This is a genomic window from Yinghuangia soli, from assembly GCF_021502675.1.
Classification (GTDB): Bacteria; Actinomycetota; Actinomycetes; order Streptomycetales; family Streptomycetaceae; genus Yinghuangia; species Yinghuangia soli.
In genome coordinates this window covers 1-26,234 of the sequence record NZ_JAKFHA010000019.1, presented here as the reverse complement: position 1 = coordinate 26,234, position 26,234 = coordinate 1, and the positions used below count along the sequence as shown (strand labels likewise).

Here is a 26,234-nt window from a genome sequence, read left to right as displayed (position 1 = left end):
CATGCCCGGGCAGCTGCGGCGCATCCTTGCGGACGCGGGAGTCGACCTCGCCGACGAGGAACTCCTCGACGTGCTGTGGCTTGCCCTGCGCATGCCCAAAGGCGCCGCCGCGCCGCTGGCCCGGGGCCGGGACGTCGAGGCGGCCGCGGCCGAACCATCGCCGACGGCACCGGAACCCGTGCCGCCCGCCGAAGCACGCGAGTCGGCGGCCCCGCCGCCTGCGCCCCAGCCTGCCCCGGCGGCCGACGACCCCGAACGCAAGCCGCTGTACGCCGCGGTGCGCCCGCCGAGCCCGCGCCACGAGGCGAGACGGGCCGGCGCGGCGCAGCGCGCACGTCCTGTCGGAGTGCCCGAAGCCGCATCGCGGGTAGGCCGCGATCTGCTGCTGGCCCGGGCGTTACGGCCGCTCAAGCAGCGCGTCCCCGACCCGCGCCGACTGGAGTTGGACGAGGAACGCACCGTCGCCTCGGTCGCCGAGACCGGCATCGCCGATGCGGAGATGCGCCCCGCACCTGCCCGCTGGCTGTCGCTGGCCCTGGTCGTGGACGACGGCGTCTCGATGTACCTGTGGCAGCGGCTCGTCGCGGACCTGCGGACGCTCATGGAACAGGCGGGGGCGTTCCGCACGGTCCAGGTCTTCGGCCTGGACAGCAGGGCGGCGGACGGCCCCACCCTGCACACCAAGCCCTTCGCCGCCGCCGAGGCCGGGCAGCGCCTGCCGCCCGGAGCGGTGAACGACCCCAACGGCCGCACACTGGTGCTCGTCGTCAGCGACGGCGTCGGCGCGGCCTGGCGCGACGGCCGCATGCACGCCGCGCTGACCGCATGGGCCGGGCACGGCCCCACCGCGGTCGTGCACACGCTCCCGCGACGGCTGTGGGCGGGGACCGGGATCCAGGCCCAGGAATGGTCGGTGACCACACGTCAGAAGGGCGGAGCGTCCGCAGGATGGCGGGTGGTCGATCGCCTGCTGCCCGCCGACCTGGCACCGTTCCCGGGCGTGGCGGTCCCGGTGCTGGCCATGGAACCGGGCGTGCTGGGCGCGTGGGCCCGGACGATCAGCTCGCCGTCCGCCGCGACGCTGCTGCCCTTGCTGGCGGCGCCGGTTCAGCAGGTTCCGCGGACGTCGCGGCCGCCCGCGCCGGGCACGCAACGCCCGGCGGCCGACGCCGTCGTGGGCTTCCGCAGCGCAGCCTCACCGGAGGCGTACCGGCTCGCCGCGCACCTGGCCGCGATCGCGCCCGTGACGGTCCCGGTCATGCACCTCGTCCGCGAAGCGGTCGGCCGGACGACGGACACCGGGCACCTCGCGGAGGTTCTGCTCGGCGGCCTGATGCGCCGGCTCCCGCCCGACCAGGTCGGGGGCATGGGCTTCGAAGCGGTCTTCGACTTCGACGAGGCAGCCCGCCGGACGCTCATGGCCACGTTGCGCGGTCCTGAACTCCTGCAGACCGCCGAAGCGGTCGCGGAATCGCTCGAACGCTCCTCGGGCCGCGGCACGAAGTTCGCCGCGTGGGCGGGTGATTCGAGCGGCATGGGCCGGATCGACGAGACCGCTGAGGGCTTCGGCTGGATCGGCAAACGCGTCCTGGAACGGCTTGGCGTGGGTGTGCGGGCGCACGGCGGAACGGATGGCTCTGCCTCTGGCAAGGAGGCGCCCCCGGTGGGGCGGCCGGCTGCGGCTCCGCAACGGACGCGCCGAAACTCCGGAATCCCGGTCATGGGTGCGTTCGTCGGCCGCGACGCGGAACTGGACGCCTTGGACGCAGCCTTGGCGGAACCCGGTGCCACCTGCGTCGTCCACGGGTTCCTGGGCTCCGGCAAGACCGCACTGGCGGCGCACTGGGCGCTGACGCGGAACCCGACCGACGAGTGCTGGTGGGTCAAGGCCGGGGGCACGAAGGTCGTCGATGCGAGCCTGGCGAGGCTGATCCGGCCGCTCGTGGGAAGAACGGGGCTCGGCTCGGTGCACGTCGCCGAACTCGCCCCTGACGTCAGGGCCGTCATCCAGGACGACCGCATCCTGGTCCTGGACGGCATGCGGGGACCCGAGGAACTGAAGCGCGTCCGGGAGCTCCTGGGCGACCGGGTCCGGATTCTCGCGACGACGCGGACGGCCCTCGAATGGGGACGGCTCCTGGCAGGCGTTCAGGATTTGCCGCTGCAGGTGCTGGATCCGACCGATTCGCTGAGGCTCCTGGAACGGAGGCTGGCCGGCGGAGCAGCGCTGACCGACGGTTTCGAGACGGCCCTGGGCCTGCGGGTGTGCACCGCGCTGGGCCATCTGCCACTCGCTGTCGAACAAGTCGCCTTGGAGTGCAACCTCTCGGAGGAGACGTTTTCGGCGTACGTGGGTTCGCTGACCGGCTTCACCGATGTGGTCACTGCCGGCGCACTTGTCGGCCGGGGAAGCGGCCCGACCGGACAGGTCTGGCGGCATGCTGTCGACACCGTGGGACCGGAGGCTGCCGAACTCGTCCGAGCCTGGGGCTGGTTGGCTCCAGGGACGCTGCACCGTGATCTGGCCAGAGCGCTGACACCCCGCCTGGAGCACGTGATGCGGCAACTGCAGGCGAGCGGGCTGGCCGTCGCAGGTGAGGAAGGCACGTACAAAACCCCGTACGTCGTCCAGTCACTTGCCCGCACGCCGGACGCGGACGACCCCCATCGACAGGTCGGCGACATCCGACGTGCCCGCGACAGAGTCGTCGGAGTGCTGCTCGGCACCTTCCGCAGCACACCGCTTCCGCTGCGGGACACGACTCGGCGGGCACTGATGAGCCACGCCGATGTGGTCCTCGCCGGATACCCCGAAGGGAGCGAGACCGACGAGTTCGCCTACCTGCTGGCCTGGGTGAACTCGTTCAGGGCGGAGGAAGGGAACATCTCGACGCTTGTGCAGGACAGCCGTCGTTGCGTCGAGGTCCTGGAGCGGGTGTGGGGACCGGATCACGTCGAGACCCTGGTCGCACGCAACGCCCTGGCCTGGGCGCACGACATGACGGGAGACGTGCGGCGGGCGATCCCGTTGTACGAGGAGACGCTTGCCGGCCGCGAATCGCTGCTGGGCGAGGACCACCCCGACACCCTCGTCACCCGGGGCCACTTGGCGGGAGCCTACGAATCCTCAGGGGATCTGGTCCGGGCGATCCCCCTGTTGAAGCGGATGATCGCGGACCGGACGCGGGTCCTGGGGGAGGACCATCAGGACACGTTGACCTCCCGTTCGAACCTGGCCGGCGCATACCTCCTGGCCGGCGACTTGGAGCAGGCGATCACGCTGCATACGCAGGTACTTGGTGATCGGACGCGGGTGCTCGGCGAGGACCATCCGCACACTCTCGGGTCGCGGCGCGCCCAGGCCGGCGCGTTCGAGGAAGCCGGAAACCTGCTTCGGGCGATCCCCCTACTGGAACAGGCACTCCTCGACCACCGGAGAGTGCTGGGCCCCGACCATCCCGACACCTTGGCCTGCGCCAACCTGCTGGCGTCCGCGCTCGACTCGGCCGGAGACCTGACGCGTGCCGTCCGCATGAAGGAGCAGACGCTCAGCGACCGGCAGCGCGTTTTCGGACCGCACCACCCCGACACGTTGATCTCCATGAACAACCTGGCCTGGACCTATCAGTCGGCAGGGGAACTACACCGTTCGATCCCGCTGTTCGAAGAGACGTTGGCGCTTTCCGAGCGCCTGCTCGGTGCCGCGGACACCAGCACGATCATCGTCCGGAGCAACCTGGCGCGGGCCTACTCCGCGGTTGCCGAGCATGCACGCGCCACCTCCCTTTCCGAACGTGCCGTCGCGGATGCCGGGCGCGTGATGAGCGTGAACCACATCGATGCGCTGATTGTCCGCACCCGGCTGGGCCACGTGTACGGCATGGCGGGCGATGCGGTTGGCGCCCTTCGGGTGCTCGACGATGTGAAGCTCGGCTTCCACGCGATCAGGCAGCCCCTTCACCCGCGCGCGCTGATTGCGGACCGTGAGAAGGGACTTGCGCTGTCGGCTCTGGGTGAGATCAATACAGCGGTAGTTCTCCTGGAGTCGACGCTTACGAGTCAGCAGCAGGTTCTGAGCCCTGGGCATCCGGAGGCCCTGACCACGTGGCGCGATCTTGCTTGGGCTTACCGAGGCCAGTGGCGCCACGACCTGGCCGAGGACACGCTTGTGGACCTGCTGCAGGACTGCGAGGAGGCGCTCAGCCCAGGGCATCCGCTCACGAGATCCGTGCGTGACCTGCTGGCAGAGCTACGCTCCTAGGCCGTGTCTGCCGGTCAGGCGACGCTGCGCCCCAGCGCGCTGATGTCGGCGTCGGGGGTCGCCGCCGCGGCCTGCGATGCCAGAGCATGAGCGGCCGCCACGGCCGGAAGCGGCTGCTCGGTCGACGCGAGGGCCAAGCCCAAGTCCTTGGCCAACGCGCCGACGGTGAAATCTGCATCCCCGTACGAATCCGCCCTCAGGCGCTCGTACTTGTTCTCGACCAATCGGCCCAGGACGCTCCTCAGCAAGACCGTGAGGATCTCCTCGCGGGGGACATCCAGTTCGGCCCCCAGCCGTACCGCATCGTGCAGGCCGGCGACCGCCGCGCCGAGCGCGAGGTTGGCGACCAGCTTCAGGGACGCCGCACTGCCGACCGGGCCGATACGGCGACGGCTGCCTGCGGGGGACAGCGGAACGAGGAGGGCGTCGGCCTCGGCCGTGTCCTCGGCCGTGCCGCCCAGCAGGACGTGGAGCGTGCCCGCCCGCACTGCGGGGATCGAGCCGAGGACCGGGGCCTCGACGTAGCGCAGGCCGGCCGCGGAGGCCTCCGCGGCGAGGCGGCGGGACTCCTCGGGGGCGACCGTGGTCGCGTTGACGACCAGCGTGCCGGGAGCCGCGCCCGCGGCCACGCCGTCGGGGCCGAACAAGACCTCGGCGGACGCGGCGGCATCGAAGAGCATGAGGAGGACCGCATCGGCGGACGCCGCGGCTGCGGCAGGGGAGGCCGCGGCGGTCGCCCCCGCGATCTCGCGCGGGGTGCGGTTCCACACCGCGGTGAGGGTGAAGCCGTCGTCCTTCAGGTACGCCTCGGCGAAGGCCGTGCCCATGCGACCGAGTCCGCAGATCGCGAGCTTCATGCGCGGTCCTCCGGGATCACTGCGTACGCCTCGATCTCCATGAGGATCTCGGGGGCGAACAGCGCGGCGACCTGTACCGCCGTGCTGGCGGGACGGCGTGTCACGTCGACGACCGCGTCCCGGGCCACCCGGATCGCGGGCAGGTACGCGACGTCCGTCACGTAGTAGTTGAGCTTGACCACGTCGTCGAAGGTGGCGCCTGCGGCGGCCAGGCAGCGGCGGAGGTTCTCGAACACCTGGCGAGCCTGGGCCTCGGGGTCGCCCGGGCCGACCACCTCGCCCTTCTCGTCGAGCGCCACCTGGCCCGAGAGGGCCACGAAGCGGCCGGTGCCCATGACCACGTGGGTGTAGCCGGGACCGGGCTGCACGCCCTCGGGGTCGGGGATGTGGGTGAGATGCGTTGTCGTCATGCGTCGATCCTGGCCGATCACCTATCCATCGCACCAGCGCATGGTTTGCAGGTCAGCCATGCGCCACACGCATGGCTTGTCCCTATGCTGTGCGGCATGGACGTTCTCGCGCTGCGGACCCTGCAGGAGATCTGCCGTACCGGATCGATCAGCGCCGCCGCGCAGGTCCTCGGGTACAGCCAGTCCGCGCTCTCCCGGCAGATCGCCGGACTGGAGGCCCGCCTCGGCGTACCGCTCCTGGAACGCCACGCCCGCGGCGTACGCCCCACCCCCGCGGGCAGCGTCCTCCTCGACCACGCCGCGGTGATCCTGCAGCGCGTCGAGCGCGCCGAGCGCGATGTCGCCGCCTCGCACACGCACGCCGTCAGCCGGCTCCAAGTCGGTGCCGTGCCCAGCGTCGCGGCCGGGCTGCTGCCCCGCGCGCTGACCGCCTTCGGCGGCGACTCCCCGAACGTGCGGGTCGGTTTCGTGGAAGGCATGACCCCCGGCCTGCTGCCGCGGCTGCGGGACGGCGAGCTCGACGTCGCCGTCGTCACCGACTACCCGCCCGGCCTGCCCGCCGACGCCGGCCTGGCCATGACCCACCTGCTGGACGAGCCGTCGGTGTGCATCCTCCCGCCGACCCACCGCCTGGCCGCCCGCGACGCCGTCGACCTGGCCGAACTCGCCGAGGACACCTGGGTGGAGGACTACGCGGGGGCCGCCTCCATGCTGGCCGCGGCCTGCGCCCGGGCGGGCTTCACACCGCGGATCGACATCGAATGCGGCAGCTGGCTCGGCAAGCAGGCCTTCGTCGCAGAAGGCCACGGCGTCGCCCTCGCGCCGCGCCTGCTGGTCCCGTCGCTGCGCCCCGACCTGGCGGTACGTCCGCTCACCGACCCGCCCACCCGCAGCATCTACGCCGCCCGCCGCACCGCGACTCCGGGGCGCGGGCAGGCGCAGGCACAGCGGCCGCCGCAGGCCCAGGGCCAAGCCGCCGACGCCTTCATCCGCGCCCTCGTCCGCGCCGGCCGCCCGGACACCGACTGAACCGGACCCGCGGCGGATCGCGGCCGGCGAGCGCGCCGGAAGACCGCGCCCTCCGACCTCAGCGGCTCGCGCGAACGGCAGGTACGGTCTGAAGGAGGGCGCCGCTGGGGGGTGGCTGCCCGTTCGCATTTGAGCTTCCGGGGGGAAGTCCATGTACGCACGTCCACGCCGTCATGCCCTGGCCTCGGCCGGGGTGGCGGCTCTCTTCGTCCTGTCCTCGTGCGGGTCCGACGACCATGCGCGCGATGCCGCGGCCGGTGGCCGCAACGGGCCCAAGGGCCCGGAGTTCTCGGTGACGTCGACCGAGCTGAAGTCGGTGCTCCTCAGCGCGGACGAAGTCGCCGGAAAGGGCTACTCGGCCGGCCCCGAGACGCCGTATCTGCTCAAGACGCCCACCAGGCCCGGCGATCCGGAGTACGGCGACAGCTACGAGAGCACGTTCTTCGACCCCGCGGACTGCGGTCTGCCGGTCGACCGGCACGCGATGGGCGGGCCGGACGCACCGCGGGTGGAGCAGTTGTACGCCACCAAGAAGTCGCGGAACGGCGAAGGCGACGACACCCACTACGGGCTGGTGCTCGCGAGTGCGGAACGCGCCGTACTGGAGAAGCAGTTCGACGCCTATGTCGCCGCGCTGCAGGCCTGCGGCACCTTCACGGTCAGGGACGGCAACGACTCGTGGGGGTACAAGATCGGCGATGTACAGGTCGGCCGGTACGGGCCGATGAGCGTCGGGTTCCGGGTCGAGTACTCCATCGAGGGCGAAATCGAGGGGTACTACTCCGCGGCCCTGGCCGTGGCCGGCGCCACGAGCGTGCAGGCGTTCACGGCGCAGGCCTCGGGGCAGCCCGCGGAGCCCCGCACGATCCTGGAGGCGCAACTGGCCAAACTCGCGGGCTTGGGCGGATAGCAGCCGGGAGCGGCAAGAAGCAAGCAATGCCGCGTCTCCGCGGGCCGTCGTCCAGAAGGCGCTGACCCTCAATTCAGGCAGTCGTTTGACTTGATCGATGGCCCCCGCTGCGATTGGCTCGGGGGCAAGGACGGGGACCACCGGGGGGGACGAACGGGGGTGACTGGCCATGATGCTGCGTGACCGGACGGCGGTCGCCGGGGTCGGGTGGACCGAGTATGCCAAGAACTCCGGGGTCAGCACGCTGACTTTGGCGCTCCGGGCGATCGGCTCGGCGCTGGACGACGCCGGAATCCGTCACTCCGACGTCGACGGGGTGGCCTGTCACCGGGTCGGCGACTCCGTCCAGGCCGTGCTGGTCGCCCAGGCGCTCGGCATCAAGGACCTGCGCTACCACCTCGACATGTTCGGCGGCGGCGGCACGTCGCACCAGGTCGTCGCGCACGCCGCCATGGCGGTCGCGACCGGGATGGCCGAGACCGTGGTGTGCTGGCGGGCCGTCAACGCGCGGTCCGAGTTCCGGATGGGCGGCACTGGGCGGGCCGCGCCTGATGCCCTGGAGTTCCAGTACCAGCTGCCCTACGGGTACGCCACGCCGCCGCAGCAGTACGCCATGCTCGCCCGGGCCTGGATGCACGCCCGCGACGCGAAGCCCGAAGACCTCGGGCGCGTCGCGATCGCGCAGCGCGAGCACGCGCGGCTCAGCCCCCGGGCGATGATGCGCACGCCGCTCGACATGGACGCGTACCTGGCGTCCCGGTGGATCGCCGAGCCGCTGCGCCTGTACGACTGCTGCCTGGAGACCGATGCCGCGGTCGCGGTCGTGGTGACCAGCGCCGAGCGGGCCCGCGACCTTGCGCAGCCGCCGGTGCTCATCGCCGGTGCCGCGACCGGCGGCGGCCACACGCTGTTCTCCAACGGCCGCGCCGACGCCACCGTCAGCGCCGCCGCGGAGCTCGCCCCGCGGCTGTACGCGGCCGCCGGGATCGGGCCGCGCGAGGTGGACGTGGCCCAGCTGTACGACGCGTTCACCTTCCTGGTGCCGCTGCAACTGGAGGACTACGGCCTCGTCGAACGCGGCGAGACCGGGGGCTTCTACGCCGACGGCCACGCGTCGCTCGGCGGACTTTTGCCCGTCAACACGCACGGCGGGCACCTTTCCGAGGGATACGTGCACGGCCTCAATCACGTCGCCGAGGCCGTCACGCAATTGCGCGGTGCCGCGGGCGCCCGCCAAGTCGCCGGAGCGGAGGTCGCGCTGACGACCGGTCAGCCCGGCTATGTGGGCGGCACCTGCTCGGCACTCATCCTGCGCCGGGACGGGGACCCGGTGCACAGCAGTGGCCAGGCGACGGCTCCGATGGGGAACGAGGGGAACGGGGCGTGAGGTGCCGATGAGCGTGCATCCGTCGATGGATCGCGACTCGACCGAATGGTGGGCGTCGCTGGCGGCGCACGCGCTGATCTTCCAGCGCTGCTCGGAATGCCAGACGTGGCGCTGGCCGGCCCGGGCCATGTGCCATGCCTGCGGGGCGTTCGCGTGGCGCTGGCAGCCCGCGTCCGGGCGCGGCGAGGTGGCCAGTTGGATCGTCAACCACCACGTGTTCCTGCCCGGGGTGCCGGCGCCGTACGTGGTGCTCAACGTCCGGATGGCCGAGCAGCCCGACCTGGTGCTTCCGGGCGCTTTCGAAGGTCCGTACGACGACCCGCGGTTGGTGATCGGTGCGCAGGTCGAGGCGGGATTCGCGGACTGCCCGGGCGACCCGCCCGCGGCGCTGCTGCGCTGGCGCATAATTCAGTCGATCGCTTGATTTAGTGAGGGGGCGGGGGCAGGATGCGTGCGCACGGCGGCAGCAGTTCTGTCGGACCCTCCTCCAGCCAAGGCAGGTCTCGCGATGCGCAACGGATTCAAGGTCTTCGACGCGGACGCCCATGTGATCTACCCGCGCGACCTGTGGACGCGGTTCCTCGACAAGAAGCACGCGCAGCGCTTCGGGCGCCGGCAGCCGTTCCCGGAGTTCGACTCGTACAACCCGGTGACCGTGGACGGACGCTGGACGCAGCACGAGACCATCGTCTACGGGCGGTTCCAGGAGGTCATCAACTGGACCACCGACGACATGCGCCGCATCTACGGCGACGACCTGCTGCTCAACGGCTTCACCGGTGACCGGGTGGCCGCCGCGCTGGCCCGCGACGGCATCGACGTCGCGGTGGTCTACGGGCCCGAGTACGACATGTGGTTCGACGGCATCGACCCCGAACTCCAGGCCGCCATGGCCCGCGCGTACAACCGCTGGGGCCAGGAGATGCGCGAGACGTCGGGCAACCGCGTGCACGCGTCAGGACCGGTCCCGCTCGTCGACATCGGCCGCGCGGTCGAAGAGGTCGCGTACGCCTACGAGCACCTGGGCACCCGCTGCTTCTGGGCGCGCCCGAACCTGTTCGACGGGCGCACCCTCGGCGACCGGTACTACGACCCGCTGTGGGAGCTCCTCCAGGACCTGGATGTGGCTTTCGGGACACACGAGTTCATGGGACTCAAGGGCCAGTCGTTCGGCCACGACCGGTACAAGACCTTCACCGAGTGGCACACCGTCGTCCACCCGTTCGAGACCATGGGCGTCATCACCTCGATGATCGTGCACGGCGTCTTCGAGCGCTTCCCGCGGCTGCGCGTCGCGTACCTGGAGGCCGGCTGCGGCTGGCTGCCCAGCTGGCTGCACCGCATCGACGAGCAGCTGGAGATGGCGGGGGAGCGCGAGTTCCCCGAGCTGACCATGAACGCGACGGAGTACTTCAAGCGCAACGGCTGGATCTCCACCGAGTGCGAAGACCCCTTCGTGGCCGACGTGGTGCGCTGGATGGGCGACGACCGCATCGTCTTCGAAAGCGACTTCCCGCATCCGGACTCCAAATTCCCGCACACGACGGAGGAGTTCCTCGGCCAGAGCGCCGAGATCCTCTCGGACGCGAGCAAGCGCAAGATCCTCTGGGACAACCCGGTCGCGTTCTACCGGTTCCCGGACTCCTACCTGCCCACTTCGTTCGTCGAAGCGAGTGAAAAGTGATGACCCAGCCCGACGCCCGCACGGCCGGCACCACCCGCATCATCTCGGCGGACTGCCATGTCAACGAGCCCCCGCACGTGTTCGACCGGGTGCCCGCGGAATACCGCGACCGCACACCGCGCCTGATGCGCGGCGCGGACGGCGGCGACGGCTGGAGCTTCGACGGCACGCCGCCCAAGCGGACGTACGGCATCGAGGCGATGGCCGGACGCACCAAGGACGAATACGTCATGTCCGGGCTGCGCTTCGAGGACATCCTGCCGGGCAACTACGACGGCGCCGCGCACATCGCCGACATGGACACCGACGGCGTCGACGTCTCGGTCGTCTACCCGGGCCACGCGATCTTCACCTACCAGGCCGCGGACCGCGGCCTCGCGCAGGCCTGCATGCTCGCCTACAACGACTGGATCCTCGACGAGTTCCAGGCCGCCGACCCCACCCGCGTCGTCGGCCTGCCCATGCTGCCGGTCGACGACGGCATGGCGGCCACCACCGCCGAACTCGAACGCGTCATGGCCGCCGGCGCCAAGGCCGCGTTCCTGCCCGGCAACCCGGTACGGCCTTACCACGACCCCTACTACGCAGACCTGTGGAACGCGGCCGAGAGCAACGGGCTGCCGCTGACCTACCACCGCACCTTCGGCGGCAAGCCCCAGGAGAGCGACTGGGACAACGTCGCGAACAACAACTTCAGCGCGGCCGGGACCGTGCACCGGTTCTTCAGCTCGACGCGCCAGATGACGTACATGACGCTCGCCGGAGTGTTCGAACGGCACCCGGGACTGCGGTTCGTGGTCGGCGAAGTCAACTTCGGCTGGCTGCCGTTCTGGGCGCAGACCGTGGACGAGCAGTTCGAGATCCAGGCCCCGATGGGCACCCTGCAGGTCACCGCACCGCCCAGCGCGGCACTCGGCGAGCAGCTGTTCGTGACGGTTCTGGACGACCGGGTCGGCTTCGACCTCGTGCGGTCCGGGGCGTACCCGTACCTCGCCAAGGCCGCGATGTTCTCGACCGACTACCCGCACAGCGTGTGCCTGTGGCCCAACACCCGCAAGACGGCCGAGGAACTCACCCGCGGACTGGACGCGAGGGACACCGAGGCCATCTTGTCGGGCAACGCAGCGCGGGTTTACGGCGTCTGAGAGACGGGCCCGGACCGGGGTCGCGGTCCGAGGCGGGTCCGAGGTCGGCGCCGGGAGACCGGGAGAAGGGGGCGGGACGTGTCGCAGGGGATCCGGCGGCCGCACCAAGCGGTCGACTTCGACGAGGCAGCACGGCGGTTCCCGCCGCCGCCCGAGTACTTCGAAGGCGCCTACCTCGCCTCCGCCGAGGAGATCGAGCGCACCCAGCTGGCCCGGCTGCGGCACCGGGCCGACCAGGCGTACCGGATCCCCTTCCACCGCAGGCGCTGGGACGCGGCCGGCTTCGCACCCGGCGACCTGCGCACCCTCGGCGACCTGTGGCGCGCCCCCGCGTACACGGTCGACGACATCCGGCACAGCATCGAGGCCGCCCCGCCCTACGGCGACTACCAGGCGGTGGTGCCCGGCGATGCGGTGCGCGAGCCCATGCGGCTGTACATGTCCGGCGGTACGACCGGCGCCTCGCGGCCCACGTTCTACACGGCGTGGGACCGCGCGGTCGGCGGGATCCTGGAGGCCCGCCAGCTCTACATGCAGGGCGTGCGGCCCGGCGACGTGGTCGTCAACTCGTGGTCGTACGGAACCCACAACGGCGCCTTCTCCTTCGACGAGGCCGCGTACCAGTGGCTCAACTGCGTGGTCATCACCGCCTCGACGGGCAACGTCACGTCGAGCCGCAAGCAGGTCGAGCTGGCGCTCGAATACGGGGCCACCGCGATCCTCACCACCGGCGACTATGTGCTGCGGCTCGCCGAGGTGGTCCGCGAGATGGGCCTGGACCCGCGGAAGGACCTGGCGCTCAAGGCGATCCCGAACATCGGCGACACCGCGCTCCTGGAGGAGACCTTCGGGCTGCCGTGCTTCGCCACGTACGGCTTCCACGAAGTGCAGACCGTCGCGGTCGAATGCGAGGCCCGCGACGGGCTGCACATCTTCGAGGACGCGTTCGTGGTGCAGGTCGTCGACCCGGAGACCGGGGAACCGCTGCCGGACGGGGAGACCGGCGCGCTGGTGGTCACCGAGCTGTACAAGACCGGCAGCGCGCAGTTCCGCTACAACATCATGGACCTGTCGTACCTGATGCCACGTCAGCAGTGCGGATGCGGCTCGTGGCTGCGCAAGATCGGGCCGTTCGCGGGGCGCGGCGACAACATGGTCAAGCTGCGCGGGGTGAACCTGTGGCCCGAGGTCGTCGGCGAGGTCGCCACGTCGGTGCCCGGGACCGCACCCGACTACTTCGTCCGGGCGCTGCGAGACGGCAACCGGGACGAAATGGTCGTGCACGTCGTGGGGGCGGGGGACCCCGCGGGGTTCGGTGATCTTGCCGGTAGCGTCGAGGACGCCCTGCGCGAGCGCTTCGGCGTCCGCATCCGTGCCGAGATCGCGGCACCCGGTGCACTGGACGCGTGGACCGGGGTCGACGTCTCGCCCAAGCTCAAGAGGTTCCGCGATGAGCGCTGACGCCGTACCTGCCGTGCCTGCCGTGCCTCCTGTGGCCGCTCCCGGTGGAGTGGTCGACTACTTGTGCAACGCCTTCTTCCCCGACCGGCAGGCGCTCTGGCACGAGGCCATCGCCGCCACCGGCATCAACGTCCGGGTGCGCCAGGGCGAGGACGAGGCCTTCTGCGACGGCGACACCATGGTGGCCCGCATGGACGCCCTCGGCGTGCGTACCGTCCTCGTGCCGACCGGGGACCTGTCGGCGCACGCCGCGATCGACCCGCGCGACTACGACCACTACGCCATGCGCTGGGACGAGTTCGACGCCCTCGCGCAGCGGCACCCGGGGCGGTTCGGCGCGCTGTACGTCGTCGACCCGACACGGGGCATGGCCGGCGTCGCGGACGCCCGGGCCCGGATCGCCCGCGACCACTCGGTGGTCGGGCTGTACCTGCACACCCACAGCTGGGACCGGCGCTTCGACCACGCCGACTACTACCCGTGGTACGCGCTGTGCGCCGACCTGGACGTGCCGGTGGCCATGCAGGCCGGGACGTCGGGCGGCCTGATGGCCAGCGAATGCGGCCACCCGATCGGCATCGACCGGCCCGCGCTGTACTTCCCCGGCGTGCGGTTCGTGCTGTCGCACACCGGATGGCCGTGGGTGGACGAGGCCGTCGCGCTGGCCATGAAGTTCCCGAACGTCTACCTGGGCACCGGGGCCTACCCGCCGCGGCACTGGCACGCGTCCGTCCACCAGTTCCTCGCCGGGCCCGGGCGGCGCAAGGTGCTGTTCGGCACCAACTTCCCCACGGTCGGGCACGCCAAGGCGCTCGACCAGATCGCCGGGCTCGACCTGCGCGCCGACACGCGTGAGCGGCTGCTGCTCGGGACGGCTCTCGAAGTCTTCGGCCGACTGGAGAAATGGGCGTGAGCGCATGGGTCTGAGCGCGTACGAGACCGGGCCTACCGTGGGTGCGGTCTACGGCATCCCGCCGCAGCCGCCGATCGCCGGGAACACCCGCATCCTCGATGCGGGTGCGGTGCGCATCGGCGTCGAATACCGCGACGTGGACCCGGAGGCGCTGCGGGCCGCCTACGCGGGCAACGCCGCCCACCTCGCCGAACTGGAGGAGAAGTCGCCGGCCGGCGGCTTCTCCGACGAAGGCGTGTCCGTCCACGTGTACGACGCGGCGGACGGGCACGAGTTCCTGCGCTTCGACCTGTTCGACGCGGAACCGCACTACCACTACAACCACCGGCCCGGGCCGGACGGCGAAGTGGTCAACAACGTGGTGCCGTTCGACGTGACCGCGGGCGGGGACATGCTCGTCTGGGCGTTCGACCGGCTGCGGACACGCCTGCCGCACATGCTGGCCAAGGCCGGCGGGGCGGAGCTGGCCGAGCGGGTCGACAACGCGGTGCTGGAGCCGGTTCTGGCCGAGGCCCAGGCGCTGGCGGTGGCCGCGCGCTCGGCGTACCGGCGGGCGGCGCGGGCGTGACGGAGACCGGTCGGGACGCGGCGGATGCGGGCTGCGGCCGGGACGCGGCCGATGGGGGCGGCGGCCGAGGCGTGGCCGATGGGGGCGGCTCTCGGGTCGCGGCGGACGGCGGTGGCCGGGTGGTCGTGCCCGAGCACGAGGTGAAGGCGCTGCTGGCGCGGCTCGGGATCGCCGTGCCGCGCGGTGCGGCGGTCCCGGTGGAGGAGGGGCCTCAGGCGGTTGCCGAGGCGGCCGCGGGGCTGCGCGAACCGCTCGTGCTCAAGGCGTACGGATCTGGGCTCGTGCACAAGAGCGACGTCGGCGCGGTGCAACTCGGGCTGGCCGCGTCGGAAGCCGCCGGGGCGGCCCGGGCGATGGCCGCCCGGGTGCGCACCCACGGCGCTGCCGCGGCCGGCTGGCTGATCGAGGAACAGCAGGCGTCCGGAGTCGAGTTGATCGTCGGCCGCACGCGCGGCCCGTTTGGAGACGCCATGCTGCTGGGGCTGGGCGGCACGCTCGCGGAGACCCTGGACCAGGCCGTCGTGCGGCTGGCGGGAACGGCATCCGGGGCCGAACTGGTCGACGCGATGCCGGGGGCCGAGGCGCTGCGCGGCGCCCGCGGAGCCGAACCGGTCGACCTGGACGCGCTCGCCGGGCTGGTCGACGCACTGGACGCGCTGCCGCGGGCGGTCGCCTCGGCGTACCCGGGGCATGCGCTCGACGAGTTCGAGTGCAACCCGGTGATCGCCACGAAGGACGGCGCGGTCGCGGTCGACGCGCGGCTGATCCTGCGGCGGGCGGAGGATCTCGCCGCGGCGGATTTCGCGCCGGACGCGGCAGGTGCGGGTCCGGGGTGCACGGCGGAGTTCCTGCCGCACGCGGACTTCGCACCGCGCACCGAACTCGCAGCGGGCACCGAACTCGCACCGCGCACCGGACTCGCACCGCGCATAGGACTCGTGCCCGGCGCGGAACTCGCGCCTCGTACGGAATCCGCGCCCCGTACGGACTTCGCGCCCCTGTTCGCGCCGCGCACGGTCGCGGTGGCCGGCGCCTCGACCACGAAGACGACCTTCGGGAACCGCTTCCTGGCCGCCTACCGGTCCTTCGGCCGGACCGAGGGCCTGTACGCGATCCACCCGTCCGCGCGCGAGATCGACGGCGTCCCGGCCGTGCCGTCTCCGGCTGATGTCCCGGGCGGCATCGACTACTTGCTGGTCGCCGTACCGGCCGCCGCGACACCCGCGCTGCTCACCGCCGCGGCCGGGCACGTCCGGTTCGCCCACGTGGTCAGCGGCGGCTTCCGGGAAGCCGGCGACGCCGCCCTCGAAGCAGAACTCCTGGCCGCCGCCCGGCGCGCGGGCGTACGCCTCCTCGGGCCGAACTGCCTCGGCGTGTACGCCCCCGCCGGCCGCCAGACCTTCCAGCTCGGCGCCGAACGCGAGGCCGGCACGATCGGCGTGGTCTCCCAGAGCGGCGGGCTCGCCGGCGACATCGTGGCCGCCGGGACCCGGCGCGGCCTGCGCTTCTCCGGGCTCGTCACGATCGGCAACGCGGCCGACGTCGGCGCCGCCGAACTCGTCGAGCACTTCGCCGACGACCCCGGTACCCGCGTCATCGGCATGTACCTCGAAGGCACCGGCGGCGGCGAGCGGCTGGCCCGTGCCGTCCGGCGCGCCGCACACCGCGGCAAGCCGGTCGTCGCCCTTGTCGGCGGCCTGAGCCGCCAAGGGGCGCGCGCCGCCGCCTCGCACACCGGCGCACTCGCGGGCGACGAGCGCATGTGGGGGGCGCTCGCGACGGCGTCCGGCATGACCGTCGTCCGCACCCTCGAGGACTTCCTCGCGGTACTCGCCCTGCTGCAGCGCCACCCGGCCCCGGCGTCGCCCTCCGACGCCGGGCCCGGGGTCCTGGTCGTCGGCCCGGGCGGCGGCGCGTCCGTCCTGGCCACCGACGCCTGCGACCGGGCCGGGCTCGAGGTCGGCCCGCTGCCCGCGCCGGCCGCCGCAGTGCTGCGCGGCCGCGGCTACGGCGCCGGGACCTCGCTGGCCAACCCCGTCGAGATCCCGCTCGGCCCGGCCACCGGGCCCGACGCGTTCGCCCGGGTGCTCGACGCCGTCCTGCCGGACGCGGCGTACGGCGACGTGCTCATGCACGTCAACGTCCAGTCGTACTACGGCTATGCGGACACCGGGGCGGTGCCGCTGCTCGCCCTGGTCGCGGACATCGGCGGCCTGGACCGGCACGGCGTCCGGCTGAGCCTGGTCCTGCGCAACCTCGACTGCGCCCCGGCCGCGGACGCCGAAGCGGTGCTGGCGGCGTGTGCGGGCTCGGGCATCCCGGTCTTCCGCGACCTCGACCAGGCCGCGACCGCGATCGCGGCGGTGCGGCGGCTCCAGTCGTCCGCGGCTCGGGGCGAGTTCGCCGAGCGGCTGCCCGATGTCGCCCATGTGACCCAGTTCTTGTCGTCTGCCGGGGGCCACCCTGGAGAGGAGTTGTGATGCGCGCCGCCGTACTCAGCGAGTTCCATGCGCCGCTGGACGTCCGCGACGATGTCGAGATCGCCGAACCCGGGCCCGGCGAGGTACTGGTCCGGATCGCCGCGTCCGGCATCTGCGGCTCCGACCTGAAAGCCGTCGACGGCAAGAGCCCGGTGGTCCGCGAACTGCCCGCGATCCTCGGCCACGAGAGCGCGGGCGTCGTCGAGCGCGTGGGGGAGGGCGTGACCGGCGCGGCCGCCGGCGACCGGGTGGTCATCGCGATGACCGGCAACTGCGGACGCTGCGAATCGTGCCGGCGCGGCGCGTACGGCGGCTGCCGCAGCCCGATCCGGATGAGCCAGCTGGGCCGCATGCGGGACGGCACCACGCGGCTGCGGGTGGACGGGCAGCCCGCGTACCCGTTCATCGGCATCGGGTCCTTCGCCGAGTACGCCGTGGTGAACGAGGAGATGCTGGTCCGGGTGCCGGACACGCTGCCGCTGGAGCAGGCCTGCCTGCTGGCCTGCGGGGTCGTCACCGGGGTGGGCGCGGTGCTCAACACTGCGCAGGTCGAGCCGGGTTCGAGCGTGCTGGTGGTGGGCGCGGGCGGCGTCGGACTCAACGTCCTGCAGGGCGCGGTCCTCGCCGGCGCGGCCCGGATCGTGGTCGCCGACGTGAACCCCGCCAAGCTCGCCCTGGCCGAGGACTTCGGGGCCACGGACACGCTGGTGTCCGGCGACGACCTGACCGAGCAGGTCGCCAAGCTGCTGGACGGCGGGGTCGACTACGCGTTCGACGCCACCGGCGTGCCGGGCGTGCTCGCCAAGGCCTTCGCGGCCACCCGGGACGGCGGCACCACGGTCATGGTCGGCAGCCCGCCGAACGAGCCGATCAGCATCCCTCCGCAGCAGCTCTTCTTCAACCGCACCCTCAAGGGCTGCGCGGGCGGCGGCGGCCTCCCGGCCCGCGACCTGCCCAAACTCGTCGACCTGGCCGCGGCCGGCCGCCTCGACCTGGGCCGGCTGATCACCACGACGGTCGCACTGGACGACATCAACACGACGATCGCCGAGGTCCGGGCGGGCAGCGTCGCACGGGCGGTGGTGACGTTCTGAGGCCGGTGGTTCCGCGCTGACGCAGGTACGACCATCGGGTCGTCACAAAGCCGGGCAATCAGCTGGCCAAGCCCCCGTAAAACCCGGTGGCCGGAGGCGCGCCGACGGGTGGCCGAGGGCGGCCCGGACCGCCGTCCGCGCGTCCCTTGTCCCGCCAGGTCAGCACGCGTGTCGCCGGACGCCCCGGGCGGGTGTGACGGGCGGCACAATTTTCGGCGGGCGTCCAAAATTGCCGAAAATCCCGGGACGCGGTCGGCTGCATGCTGATTACATGTAACTTCGCCCCGCCGGGGGTGCGCTTCGGCATGCACGCTCGGTGCGGAGCGGCGGACAGCCTGGACGGTCCAGGCCGGGCGACCGCGAGATCCGCTGTGTGAGAGAGACCGCGTGTGCTGATCAAACTCGTCAGGGCTCATCTGAAGCCCTACTCCGGGGCCATCGGACTGCTGGTGATCCTCCAGCTCGTCCAGACCTCCGCGACCCTGTACCTGCCCACCCTGAACGCCGACATCATCGACAAGGGCGTCGTGCGCGGCGACAACGCGTACATCTGGCGCACCGGCGGCGTCATGCTCGCCGTCTCGGTCCTGCAGATCGTGTGCGCGATCGGCGCCGTCTACTTCGGTGCCCGTACCGCCATGGCGCTCGGCCGCGACGTGCGCGGCGCGGTGTTCGAGCGGGTCCAGTCCTTCTCGGCCCGCGAGGTCGGGCAGTTCGGCGCCGCGTCGCTGATCACCCGGACCACGAACGACATCCAGCAGGTCCAGATGCTGGTCCTCATGACGTTCACGCTCATGGTGTCGGCGCCCATCATGTGCGTCGGCGGGATCATCCTGGCGCTCAACCAGGACGTCCCGCTGTCCATGCTGCTCATCGCGATCGTGCCGACACTCGGCATCATCGTGGGCGTCATCGTCGCGCGGCTGCGCCCGCTGTTCCGCAAGATGCAGGACGACATCGACACGGTCAACCGCATCCTGCGCGAGCAGATCACCGGCCTGCGGGTGATCCGCGCGTTCGTCAAGGACGAGCACGAGCGGGAGCGCTTCGAGGCCGCCAACGAGGAACTCACGGACGTGTCCTGGCGCGTCGGCCGCATCATGGCGCTGATGTTCCCGCTGGTCATGACCGTGGTCAGCCTGTCGTCGGTGGCCGTCATGTGGTTCGGCGCGCACCGGATCGCGGACGGCGGCATGCAGATCGGCTCGCTCACCGCGTTCCTCAGCTACCTCATGCAGATCCTGATGTCGGTCATGATGGCCACCTTCATGTTCATGATGGTGCCGCGCGCCGAGGTGTGCGCCGAGCGCATCCAGGAAGTCCTCGACACCGAGACCACCGTCGCCCCGCCGGTGAACCCGGTGCGCAGCGTCACCCGGCACGGCCACGTGGAACTGCGCGACGTCGGCTTCCGCTACCCGGGCGCCGAGGCCGCGGTGCTGCGCGGCATCGGCTTCACCGCCCGCCCCGGCGAGACCACCGCGGTCATCGGCTCGACCGGCAGCGGCAAGTCCACCCTGCTCAGCCTGCTGCCCCGGCTCTCCGACGCCACCGAGGGCGAGGTGCTCGTCGACGGGGTCGACGTACGCGAACTGGACCCGGCACTGCTGGCGCGCGTCGTCGCGCTGGTGCCGCAGAAGCCGTACCTGTTCTCCGGGACCATCGCGTCCAACCTGCGCTACGGCAACCCGGACGCCACCGACGCCGACCTCTGGCACGCGCTGGAGGTCGCCCAGGCCAAGGCGTTCGTCGACGAACTCCCCGAAGGCCTGGACGCGCCCATCTCGCAGGGCGGCACCAACGTCTCGGGCGGTCAGCGCCAGCGGCTCGCCATCGCGCGGGCGCTGGTCCGCAAGCCCGAGGTCTACCTGTTCGACGACTCGTTCTCGGCCCTCGACTACGCGACCGATGCCCGGCTGCGCGCCGCGCTGGCCCGCGAGATCGGCGAGGCCACGGTCATCATCGTGGCGCAGCGCGTCAACACCATCCGCGACGCGGACCGGATCATCGTGCTCGACGAGGGCGAGGTGGTGGGGGAGGGGACGCACAACGAGCTCATGGCGTCGAACCCGACGTACCGCGAGATCGTGCTGTCCCAGCTCACCGAGGAGGAGGCGGCGTGACCGAGCGAACCGATGCCCGGGCGTCCGGATCCACGCCCGAGTCCGAAGACGCCGCTTCGAAGGCCGCCGCGGAGAACGCGGTCGGGTTCGCCGTCGAGACGGCCGTGGCGACCGCGTCCGAGAACGGCGCGGCGGCCGCGGTGGTCGCCGAGGCCGCCACCGACGCCGAGGCAGGCACCGACAGCGAAGCCGGCCCCGAGACCGCGAGCGCCCCGCGGCGCGGACCCCAGCCCATGGCCGGCCCCGGCCGCTTCATGGGCGGCCAGCCGGCCGAGAAGTCCCTCGACTTCAAGCGCTCGGGCGCGCGATTCCTCAAGCTCCTCGAGGGCGACCGCCTCGCCGTCTACGCCATCATCGGCCTCGCCCTCCTCGCCGTCGCGACGTCCGTCATCGGCCCGAAGATCCTGGGCGAGGCCACCGACGAGATCTTCACCGGCGCGTTCGGCCCGAACGGCGTCGACTTCGGCGCGGTCGGGGTGATCCTGGGCTGGGCCACGGCCGTGTACGTCGCGTCCGGAGTGTTCTCGATCATCCAGTCGCGCCTCGCCAACCGCGTGCTCCAGCGCGCCGTGAAGCGCCTGCGCACCCAGGTCGAGGAGAAGCTCTCCCGGCTCCCGCTCTCCTACTTCGACACGCAGCCGCGCGGCGAGGTGCTCAGCCGCGTCACCAACGACATCGACAACGTCGGCCAGACCCTGCAGCAGACGATGAGCCAGCTGCTCTTCTCCCTGCTCACCATCGTCGGCGTGCTCGGCATGATGTTCTGGATCTCCTGGCTGCTCGCGCTCGTCGCACTGATCACCGTGCCGATCTCCATCTTCGTCGCGGCCCGGATCGGCAAGAAGGCGCAGCCGCAGTTCATCCAGCAGTGGAAGACCACCGGCAAGCTCAACGCGCACATCGAGGAGATGTACACCGGGCACGCCCTGGTCAAGGTCTTCGGCCGCCAGGACGAGTCCGCGGAGATCTTCCGCACCGAGAACGAGAAGCTCTACAACGCCTCGTTCAAGGCGCAGTTCGTCTCCGGGATGATGCAGCCCGCGATGATGTTCATCGGCAACCTCAACTACGTCGTGGTGGCCGTCATCGGCGGCCTGCGCGTCTCGTCCGGGGCGCTGTCCATCGGCGACGTCCAGGCCTTCGTGCAGTACTCGCGGCAGTTCAGCCAGCCGCTCACCCAGGCCGCTTCGATGGCCAACCTGGTGCAGTCCGGGGTGGCCTCCGCCGAGCGCGTCTTCGAACTCCTCGACGCCCCCGAGCAAAGCCCCGACCCGGTCGTCCGGGCCCGCCCGGACACCCTCCGCGGCCGCGTGGCGTTCGAGAACGTCGCCTTCTCCTACACCCCCGCCAAGCCGCTCATCTCCGACCTGTCCCTCACCGTCCGCCCCGGCGAGACGGTCGCCATCGTCGGACCCACCGGCGCCGGCAAGACCACCCTGGTCAACCTCCTCATGCGCTTCTACGAAGTCACCGGAGGCCGCATCACCCTGGACGGCGTCGACACCGCCGACATGTCCCGCGACGAACTCCGCTCCGCGGTCGGCATGGTCCTCCAGGACACCTGGCTGTTCGGCGGCACCATCGCGGACAACATCGCGTACGGCACCTCCGGCGCCACCCGCGACCAGATCTGCGCCGCCGCCAAGGCCGCCCACGCGGACCGCTTCATCCGCACCCTCCCGGACGGCTACGACACCGTCGTCGACGACGAGGGCACCGGCATCAGCGCGGGCGAGAAGCAGCTCATCACCATCGCCCGGGCCTTCCTCGCGGAACCGACCATCCTGGTCCTCGACGAGGCCACCAGCTCCGTCGACACCCGCACCGAGGTCCTCATCCAGCGCGCCATGGCCCGCCTGCGCGACGGCCGCACCGCCTTCGTCATCGCCCACCGCCTCTCCACCATCCGCGACGCGGACACCATCCTGGTGATGGAGGCCGGCGCGATCGTCGAACAGGGAAGCCACCACCAACTCCTGGCCGCAGGCGGCCCGTACGCGCGCCTGTACGAGTCCCAGTTCGCGGAGGCGCCGGCCGAGGTGGACTGATCACCTACGGGAGCCGAGAAGGCCGGAGGAGCGTCGGGAGACGCCCCTCCGGCCTTTTCTTTTGCGGCACACCGGGACGTCGGGGCGCCGGTACGCGGGCACGTCGGTACGCGGGTACGTCGGTACGCGGGTACGCGGGCACGTCAGCATGCTTACGCGGCCGGACGCACCAAGCGCATCCAATGGCCGCCGATACTCCAGCCCAGGAAGAGGCGGGCGCCCGCTTCCGCCCCCGCTTCCGCCTCCGCCTCCGCCCCCGCCCCGTCGTCCAAGCTGCCGCCGGCCATCACGTACCGCAGCCCGCCCAGCACCGGGGCAAGCCGCGCCGCAGCATGCGGCGGCTGCCGGTCCGCCAGCTCCTGGCACCACACCACGACCGCGTCCTGCTCCTCCAGCCCGCACAACGCCAGAAAGAACACCGTCTGACGCCACGCGTACGCCGCGTCCTTGATGGTCCCCAGCGCGCGCGGATTGCCCTCGATCCGCCCGACCAGTCGGCACACACCCGCGAACGCCCGCCGCGCCAACTCCGGCCACCCGGCCTGCGGATCCACACCCACCGGGTGCACCAGGGCAGCCAGATTGTGCGTGGTGAGGATCTGCGCCTGCTCGATCACCGTGCCGTTCGCCGCGACCCACGAGCCGGGCTTCAGCGTCCCGACCCGCGCACGGCACATCTGCGCGAACGCCTCGGACGTGCGTACCCCGTAGACCCCCTTCGCAGGCTCGTCCGCCGCCCGCAACGCCGCGTAGTCGATCCCGTAGTACCGCTGGTAGAGCGTCCCGTCGAGCAGCTCGCCCGCGCACCTTGCCGCCTCCAGGAACTTGCCGGAGAACGTCCCCATGAAGATGTCCGCCGCGAGCTCCTCGGTGAACGGCACCGCAAGCCCTGACTCCCGTGCCAGCGAGCGGAGTTCCTGGATCAAGGGATTCGGCAGGATGGTCCCCGGAAACCCCTCCAGCGCCAGCCCGCCGAGCTCCACGAGGGCTTTCCGTGCCCCCTCCGCCTGCGCCCCACGCCGGTACGGCTCGACCGCCCGCACCCACGGCAGTTCCTCCAAGCGCACCTGATGCTGCAGGTTCACCAACAGCAGCGACCGCCGCCGGGCGAACGCGCGGTGGACCTCTGCCATCAGCGTCCGCAACGCCTCGTCCGGGTACCCCTGGGCCGTGGCCACCGCCACCAACTGCGGAATGACCTCGGCCAACACCTCCGCGGACGGGATCACCCCGCGCTCGACCAGCTCCGCCGCCGGCGCACTCAAGGCACGTTCCACCACCCGGGCCAGCGCCGCGGGGATCGCACTCCCCGCCGGGATGCCCGTACGCGCCCCCTCCTCCTCCGTCACCGGCCCGACCAGCTCGTCCACCGACGCCGGCGCCGCCTCATCCGGCAGCACCGCCAGCCGCGCCACCAGGACCCGCGCCAGGGCCTGCCACGTCGGCCGCGCCGCAACCTCTGCCTGACGCCCCCTCAAACCGGCATGCTCCGCCGAACCGGGCGTACCGCGCCGCGCGACCATCGCGTCGACCGCGACCTGAAGCAGCCCGTACCGGCGCGGATCCAGCCTCCGCCCCCGCACCGCCACCTCGAGCGCAGCGCGCAGGATCGCCGCGTTCTCCTTCGGCTTCCGGTGCTTGCCACACAGCGTGTGCTCCGCCGCCAGCCGCCCGTACCGCGCCAAAAGCTCCCGCCCGCGCGCCTCCCACCCGGCCGGCCGCACCACCCCCACACGGCCGCCCTCGACGGTCTCCAGCCAATGCGCCAGCAACTCGTCCGCAAACGGATTCCACACGGTCAGCGCCTCGCGCATCGCGTCCACGGCCCGATTCGGCCCCCGCCGCCCCAGCGCGACCCGCACCTCGCCCACGGTCTGCCGATGCACCGACGTCCCGTCCGACACCGGTACATACGCCGGCCGCGGCGCAAACCGCAGCCGCCCGGCGAACGGCCTCAGCTCCTCCAGCAACTCCAGAGCCGCCGCCCGCTCCCCGGCCCGCACCAGCCACGCGACCACGAGCAGCGCCGCCTCTTCGGGCACGTCGACCGCGTACTGCCCGCTGTCCAACAAGGCCCACAGCTCCGCGAGCCCCGCATCCGACAACCAGTACGCGAACAGCCCCCGCCGATCCCCATCCGCCAACCCGGCCCGCAGTACCGCGGCGACCTCATGCCCGAGAAGCTCCCCGCCCGCAGCGGCCTCACCGGTGGCGAACCCACCCCGCATCACCCGCGGAGTCACCCACACCGGCAGCCCCTTCACCGGCGTCCGCGACCCGACCGTCACACGCCCCGCGGCCACCTCGGCCACCACACGCCGCCAGTCCCGGACCCGCCCCTCGGCCCGCGCCCGCACCGCCGCATCTTCATGCCCCGAAGCCGTCGCCAATGCCTTCGCCAACTGAAGACCCGCGTACCCGGCCCCTACCCGTACCTCGTTCTCATCCATAGCCGACGTGGCAGGTCCTGCCCCTGCGCCCTCCGGGTCTCAAGCCCGGCGCTCTCCTACTGAGCTACACGCCGATCGCCGGACCATCCCACCCCCACCACACCCCACCCCGCAACGCCATTACGCCTGGTCCGCCCCTATCGGACCTGGATGTACACGTAATCCGTCCCCTGACTCACCGGAATGTTCTCCGCACCCCAACCCGTACTCGCCCCCGTGCAGTTCGCCCCCGCGTACCCCCGGAAGTCCAGCCGCCCCTTCCACCAGTACCCCGCCACGGTGGTGTCCCTCCCCGGCGTCGCCACGCAGACGCTGACCACCGTGCCGCTCTGATTCGTCCCCGTCAGATACAGCGACCAGGTGTCCCCATTCCGATCCGTGAAGACCACCTGCTGCCCATTACCCCCGGCCTGCGCCGGCCCGGCCACCCCCACAACCCCGACCACCACAGCCCCCGCAACCCCCACCAACCCCGCAACCTTGCCGCGCATCCCCAAACCCCTCCCACCAGCCCGACCGATCCCGACCGACCGATCCTCCCCACCCACCCCCGCCCCCGTCCCACTCCCGCGCAATCCGGCCAAATCCCCGCGTCCCCTCACACCCCTCACCCCACGCCTCCCCACCTGACTCCGCACCGCACCGACCCCCTCGCTCCCCGTCACCCACCCCACCGACAACCAAGTGGCGAAGGCACCCCCTATGTGCGGTATGGTTTCCGTGCTCGGCCAGCCGGGCACCGGGACGTGGCGCAGCTTGGTAGCGCACTTGACTGGGGGTCAAGGGGTCGCAGGTTCAAATCCTGTCGTCCCGACGGTGCGAAGGGTCTTCGCAGGTGAAAGCCTGCGGAGGCCCTTTGCGTTTGCCTCGGAACCGATCTTCGAGTCAGAGCACGGCGCTCCTGGACTCCTTGACTCGGGTGGTTTCCGATGGCCCTTTTGAATCTTGAAAAACTCACTCTCGGTAGCGGTCCGACGTGGACCGGCTTTCTGCGGGATTGGGATCGGTGTCTGCGGTCGGCCGGCCACCCGGAGACGACCCGCTACAACTACCTCCTCGCCGCGGCCCAGCTGGCCCGCTACCTCGCCGAGGAATCACCCGACCCGGACGCCGACGACGCCGCCGAAGACCCCTGCCAGGTCACCCGCGCCCACGTCGAGTACTTCCAGGCCTGGATGATCGAGACCCGCTCCGCATCCACCGCACTGAACAAGCACAAGGCACTCCAGCAGTTCTTCAAGTGGCTCATGCTCGACGAGCAGGAGATCGACCGCTCCCCCATGGAACGCGTCCGCCAACCCAAACCCGCTCAGAAACTCGTCCCCGTCATCACCGAAGCCGACACCACCACCGTCCTGGCCGCATGCAAAGGACGCACCTTCCTCCAACTCCGCGACGAAGCCATCATCCGGCT

General features: G+C 71.6%; 19 protein-coding genes and 2 tRNA genes. 17 read left to right on the top strand and 4 right to left on the bottom strand.

Features of this window, described 5'->3' with window-relative positions; translation table 11 throughout:
- Position 1 precedes the first annotated feature (1 nt).
- Positions 2 to 4,261, top strand: coding sequence for an SAV_2336 N-terminal domain-related protein (locus LZ495_RS27165; protein ID WP_235055538.1), 4,260 nt, complete (start codon positions 2 to 4; stop codon positions 4,259 to 4,261).
- A gap of 14 nt (positions 4,262 to 4,275) precedes the next feature.
- On the opposite strand, the gene LZ495_RS27160 is transcribed toward LZ495_RS27165, so the two are convergent.
- Both LZ495_RS27160 and LZ495_RS27155 read right to left on the bottom strand, forming a co-directional pair.
- On the bottom strand, positions 4,276 to 5,118 hold the full coding sequence (locus LZ495_RS27160) for an NAD(P)-dependent oxidoreductase (RefSeq protein ID WP_235055537.1): 843 nt from the start codon (positions 5,116 to 5,118) through the stop codon (positions 4,276 to 4,278).
- Positions 5,115 to 5,528, bottom strand: coding sequence for a RidA family protein (locus LZ495_RS27155; RefSeq protein WP_235055536.1), 414 nt, complete (start codon positions 5,526 to 5,528; stop codon positions 5,115 to 5,117). Before LZ495_RS27155 ends, LZ495_RS27160 begins: the two co-directional genes overlap by 4 nt.
- Before the next feature lie 96 nt (positions 5,529 to 5,624).
- On the opposite strand from LZ495_RS27155, the gene LZ495_RS27150 reads away from it, so the two are divergent.
- The 13 genes from LZ495_RS27150 to LZ495_RS27090 all read left to right on the top strand — a co-directional run bounded on the left by LZ495_RS27150 (position 5,625) and on the right by LZ495_RS27090 (position 22,370).
- Complete coding sequence (locus tag LZ495_RS27150) at positions 5,625 to 6,557, top strand: LysR family transcriptional regulator (RefSeq protein WP_235055535.1); 933 nt, start codon at positions 5,625 to 5,627, stop codon at positions 6,555 to 6,557.
- Positions 6,558 to 6,708: 151 nt separating this feature from the next.
- On the top strand, positions 6,709 to 7,467 hold the full coding sequence (locus tag LZ495_RS27145) for a hypothetical protein (RefSeq protein ID WP_235055534.1): 759 nt from the start codon (positions 6,709 to 6,711) through the stop codon (positions 7,465 to 7,467).
- Between the two features lie 169 nt (positions 7,468 to 7,636).
- Positions 7,637 to 8,854: a thiolase C-terminal domain-containing protein gene (locus tag LZ495_RS27140; protein ID WP_235055533.1), complete on the top strand. Its 1,218-nt coding sequence runs from the start codon at positions 7,637 to 7,639 to the stop codon at positions 8,852 to 8,854.
- A gap of 25 nt (positions 8,855 to 8,879) precedes the next feature.
- Positions 8,880 to 9,278, top strand: a complete 399-nt coding sequence (locus LZ495_RS27135; protein ID WP_235055532.1) for a Zn-ribbon domain-containing OB-fold protein — start codon at positions 8,880 to 8,882, stop codon at positions 9,276 to 9,278.
- An 84-nt stretch (positions 9,279 to 9,362) separates the two neighbouring features.
- Positions 9,363 to 10,538, top strand: a complete 1,176-nt coding sequence (locus LZ495_RS27130; RefSeq protein ID WP_235055531.1) for an amidohydrolase family protein — start codon at positions 9,363 to 9,365, stop codon at positions 10,536 to 10,538.
- The gene (locus LZ495_RS27125; RefSeq protein WP_235055530.1) at positions 10,538 to 11,683 is read left to right on the top strand and encodes an amidohydrolase family protein; all 1,146 of its coding nucleotides are present in this window, start codon (positions 10,538 to 10,540) and stop codon (positions 11,681 to 11,683) included. The genes LZ495_RS27130 and LZ495_RS27125 overlap by 1 nt, the downstream gene beginning before the upstream one ends.
- Positions 11,684 to 11,761: 78 nt before the next feature.
- The gene (locus LZ495_RS45000) at positions 11,762 to 13,144 is read left to right on the top strand and encodes a phenylacetate--CoA ligase family protein (RefSeq protein ID WP_235055529.1); all 1,383 of its coding nucleotides are present in this window, start codon (positions 11,762 to 11,764) and stop codon (positions 13,142 to 13,144) included.
- Positions 13,145 to 13,175: 31 nt separating this feature from the next.
- Positions 13,176 to 14,057 carry an amidohydrolase family protein gene (locus LZ495_RS27115; RefSeq protein WP_235055528.1) on the top strand — a complete coding sequence of 294 codons (882 nt, stop codon included), beginning with the start codon at positions 13,176 to 13,178 and terminating at the stop codon, positions 14,055 to 14,057.
- Between the two features lie 4 nt (positions 14,058 to 14,061).
- A complete protein-coding gene (locus LZ495_RS27110; RefSeq protein ID WP_235055527.1) occupies positions 14,062 to 14,625 on the top strand; it encodes a DUF7700 domain-containing protein in 564 nt (187 codons plus the stop codon).
- Positions 14,622 to 17,105 (top strand): acetate--CoA ligase family protein, encoded by a 2,484-nt coding sequence (locus tag LZ495_RS27105; protein WP_372498654.1) that lies wholly within the window; start codon positions 14,622 to 14,624, stop codon positions 17,103 to 17,105. Before LZ495_RS27110 ends, LZ495_RS27105 begins: the two co-directional genes overlap by 4 nt.
- On the top strand, positions 17,105 to 18,199 hold the full coding sequence (locus LZ495_RS27100; protein WP_235055525.1) for an alcohol dehydrogenase catalytic domain-containing protein: 1,095 nt from the start codon (positions 17,105 to 17,107) through the stop codon (positions 18,197 to 18,199). Before LZ495_RS27105 ends, LZ495_RS27100 begins: the two co-directional genes overlap by 1 nt.
- A 389-nt stretch (positions 18,200 to 18,588) precedes the next feature.
- Positions 18,589 to 20,322: an ABC transporter ATP-binding protein gene (locus tag LZ495_RS27095; protein ID WP_235055524.1), complete on the top strand. Its 1,734-nt coding sequence runs from the start codon at positions 18,589 to 18,591 to the stop codon at positions 20,320 to 20,322.
- A 233-nt stretch (positions 20,323 to 20,555) separates the two neighbouring features.
- Positions 20,556 to 22,370, top strand: coding sequence for an ABC transporter ATP-binding protein (locus LZ495_RS27090; protein WP_235055627.1), 1,815 nt, complete (start codon positions 20,556 to 20,558; stop codon positions 22,368 to 22,370).
- A 152-nt stretch (positions 22,371 to 22,522) separates the two neighbouring features.
- Here the strand turns inward: LZ495_RS27090 and LZ495_RS27085 are convergent, their stop codons facing one another.
- Positions 22,523 to 24,820, bottom strand: a complete 2,298-nt coding sequence (locus LZ495_RS27085) for a hypothetical protein (RefSeq protein ID WP_235055523.1) — start codon at positions 24,818 to 24,820, stop codon at positions 22,523 to 22,525.
- Between the two features lie 2 nt (positions 24,821 to 24,822).
- A tRNA-Ser gene (locus LZ495_RS27080) sits at positions 24,823 to 24,894 on the bottom strand.
- Positions 24,895 to 25,003: 109 nt separating this feature from the next.
- Between LZ495_RS27080 and LZ495_RS27075 the strand changes: the two genes are divergently transcribed.
- The 3 genes from LZ495_RS27075 to LZ495_RS27060 form a co-directional block, all read left to right on the top strand.
- The gene (locus LZ495_RS27075; protein ID WP_235055522.1) at positions 25,004 to 25,153 is read left to right on the top strand and encodes a hypothetical protein; all 150 of its coding nucleotides are present in this window, start codon (positions 25,004 to 25,006) and stop codon (positions 25,151 to 25,153) included.
- 407 nt (positions 25,154 to 25,560) lie between these two features.
- Positions 25,561 to 25,634: transfer RNA gene (locus tag LZ495_RS27065), tRNA-Pro, on the top strand.
- A gap of 124 nt (positions 25,635 to 25,758) precedes the next feature.
- A partial coding sequence (locus LZ495_RS27060; protein ID WP_235055521.1) for a tyrosine-type recombinase/integrase occupies positions 25,759 to 26,234 on the top strand: 476 nt, incomplete at its 3' end.

What these genes read in the sequence shown, in the direction of transcription:
- LZ495_RS27150 (WP_235055535.1), top strand. Translation starts at nt 5,625, where the DNA reads ATGGACGTTCTCGCGCTGCGGACCCTGCAGGAGATCTGCCGTACCGGA.
- LZ495_RS27090 (WP_235055627.1), top strand. Translation starts at nt 20,556, where the DNA reads ATGGCCGGCCCCGGCCGCTTCATGGGCGGCCAGCCGGCCGAGAAGTCC.
- LZ495_RS27160 (WP_235055537.1), bottom strand. Translation starts at nt 5,118, where the DNA reads ATGAAGCTCGCGATCTGCGGACTCGGTCGCATGGGCACGGCCTTCGCC.
- LZ495_RS27140 (WP_235055533.1), top strand. Translation starts at nt 7,637, where the DNA reads ATGATGCTGCGTGACCGGACGGCGGTCGCCGGGGTCGGGTGGACCGAG.
- LZ495_RS27075 (WP_235055522.1), top strand. Translation starts at nt 25,004, where the DNA reads ATGTTCTCCGCACCCCAACCCGTACTCGCCCCCGTGCAGTTCGCCCCC.
- LZ495_RS27100 (WP_235055525.1), top strand. Translation starts at nt 17,105, where the DNA reads ATGCGCGCCGCCGTACTCAGCGAGTTCCATGCGCCGCTGGACGTCCGC.
- LZ495_RS27110 (WP_235055527.1), top strand. Translation starts at nt 14,062, where the DNA reads ATGGGTCTGAGCGCGTACGAGACCGGGCCTACCGTGGGTGCGGTCTAC.
- LZ495_RS27125 (WP_235055530.1), top strand. Translation starts at nt 10,538, where the DNA reads ATGACCCAGCCCGACGCCCGCACGGCCGGCACCACCCGCATCATCTCG.
- LZ495_RS27155 (WP_235055536.1), bottom strand. Translation starts at nt 5,528, where the DNA reads ATGACGACAACGCATCTCACCCACATCCCCGACCCCGAGGGCGTGCAG.
- LZ495_RS27165 (WP_235055538.1), top strand. Translation starts at nt 2, where the DNA reads ATGCCCGGGCAGCTGCGGCGCATCCTTGCGGACGCGGGAGTCGACCTC.
- LZ495_RS27130 (WP_235055531.1), top strand. Translation starts at nt 9,363, where the DNA reads ATGCGCAACGGATTCAAGGTCTTCGACGCGGACGCCCATGTGATCTAC.
- LZ495_RS27085 (WP_235055523.1), bottom strand. Translation starts at nt 24,820, where the DNA reads ATGGATGAGAACGAGGTACGGGTAGGGGCCGGGTACGCGGGTCTTCAG.
- LZ495_RS27145 (WP_235055534.1), top strand. Translation starts at nt 6,709, where the DNA reads ATGTACGCACGTCCACGCCGTCATGCCCTGGCCTCGGCCGGGGTGGCG.
- LZ495_RS27135 (WP_235055532.1), top strand. Translation starts at nt 8,880, where the DNA reads ATGGATCGCGACTCGACCGAATGGTGGGCGTCGCTGGCGGCGCACGCG.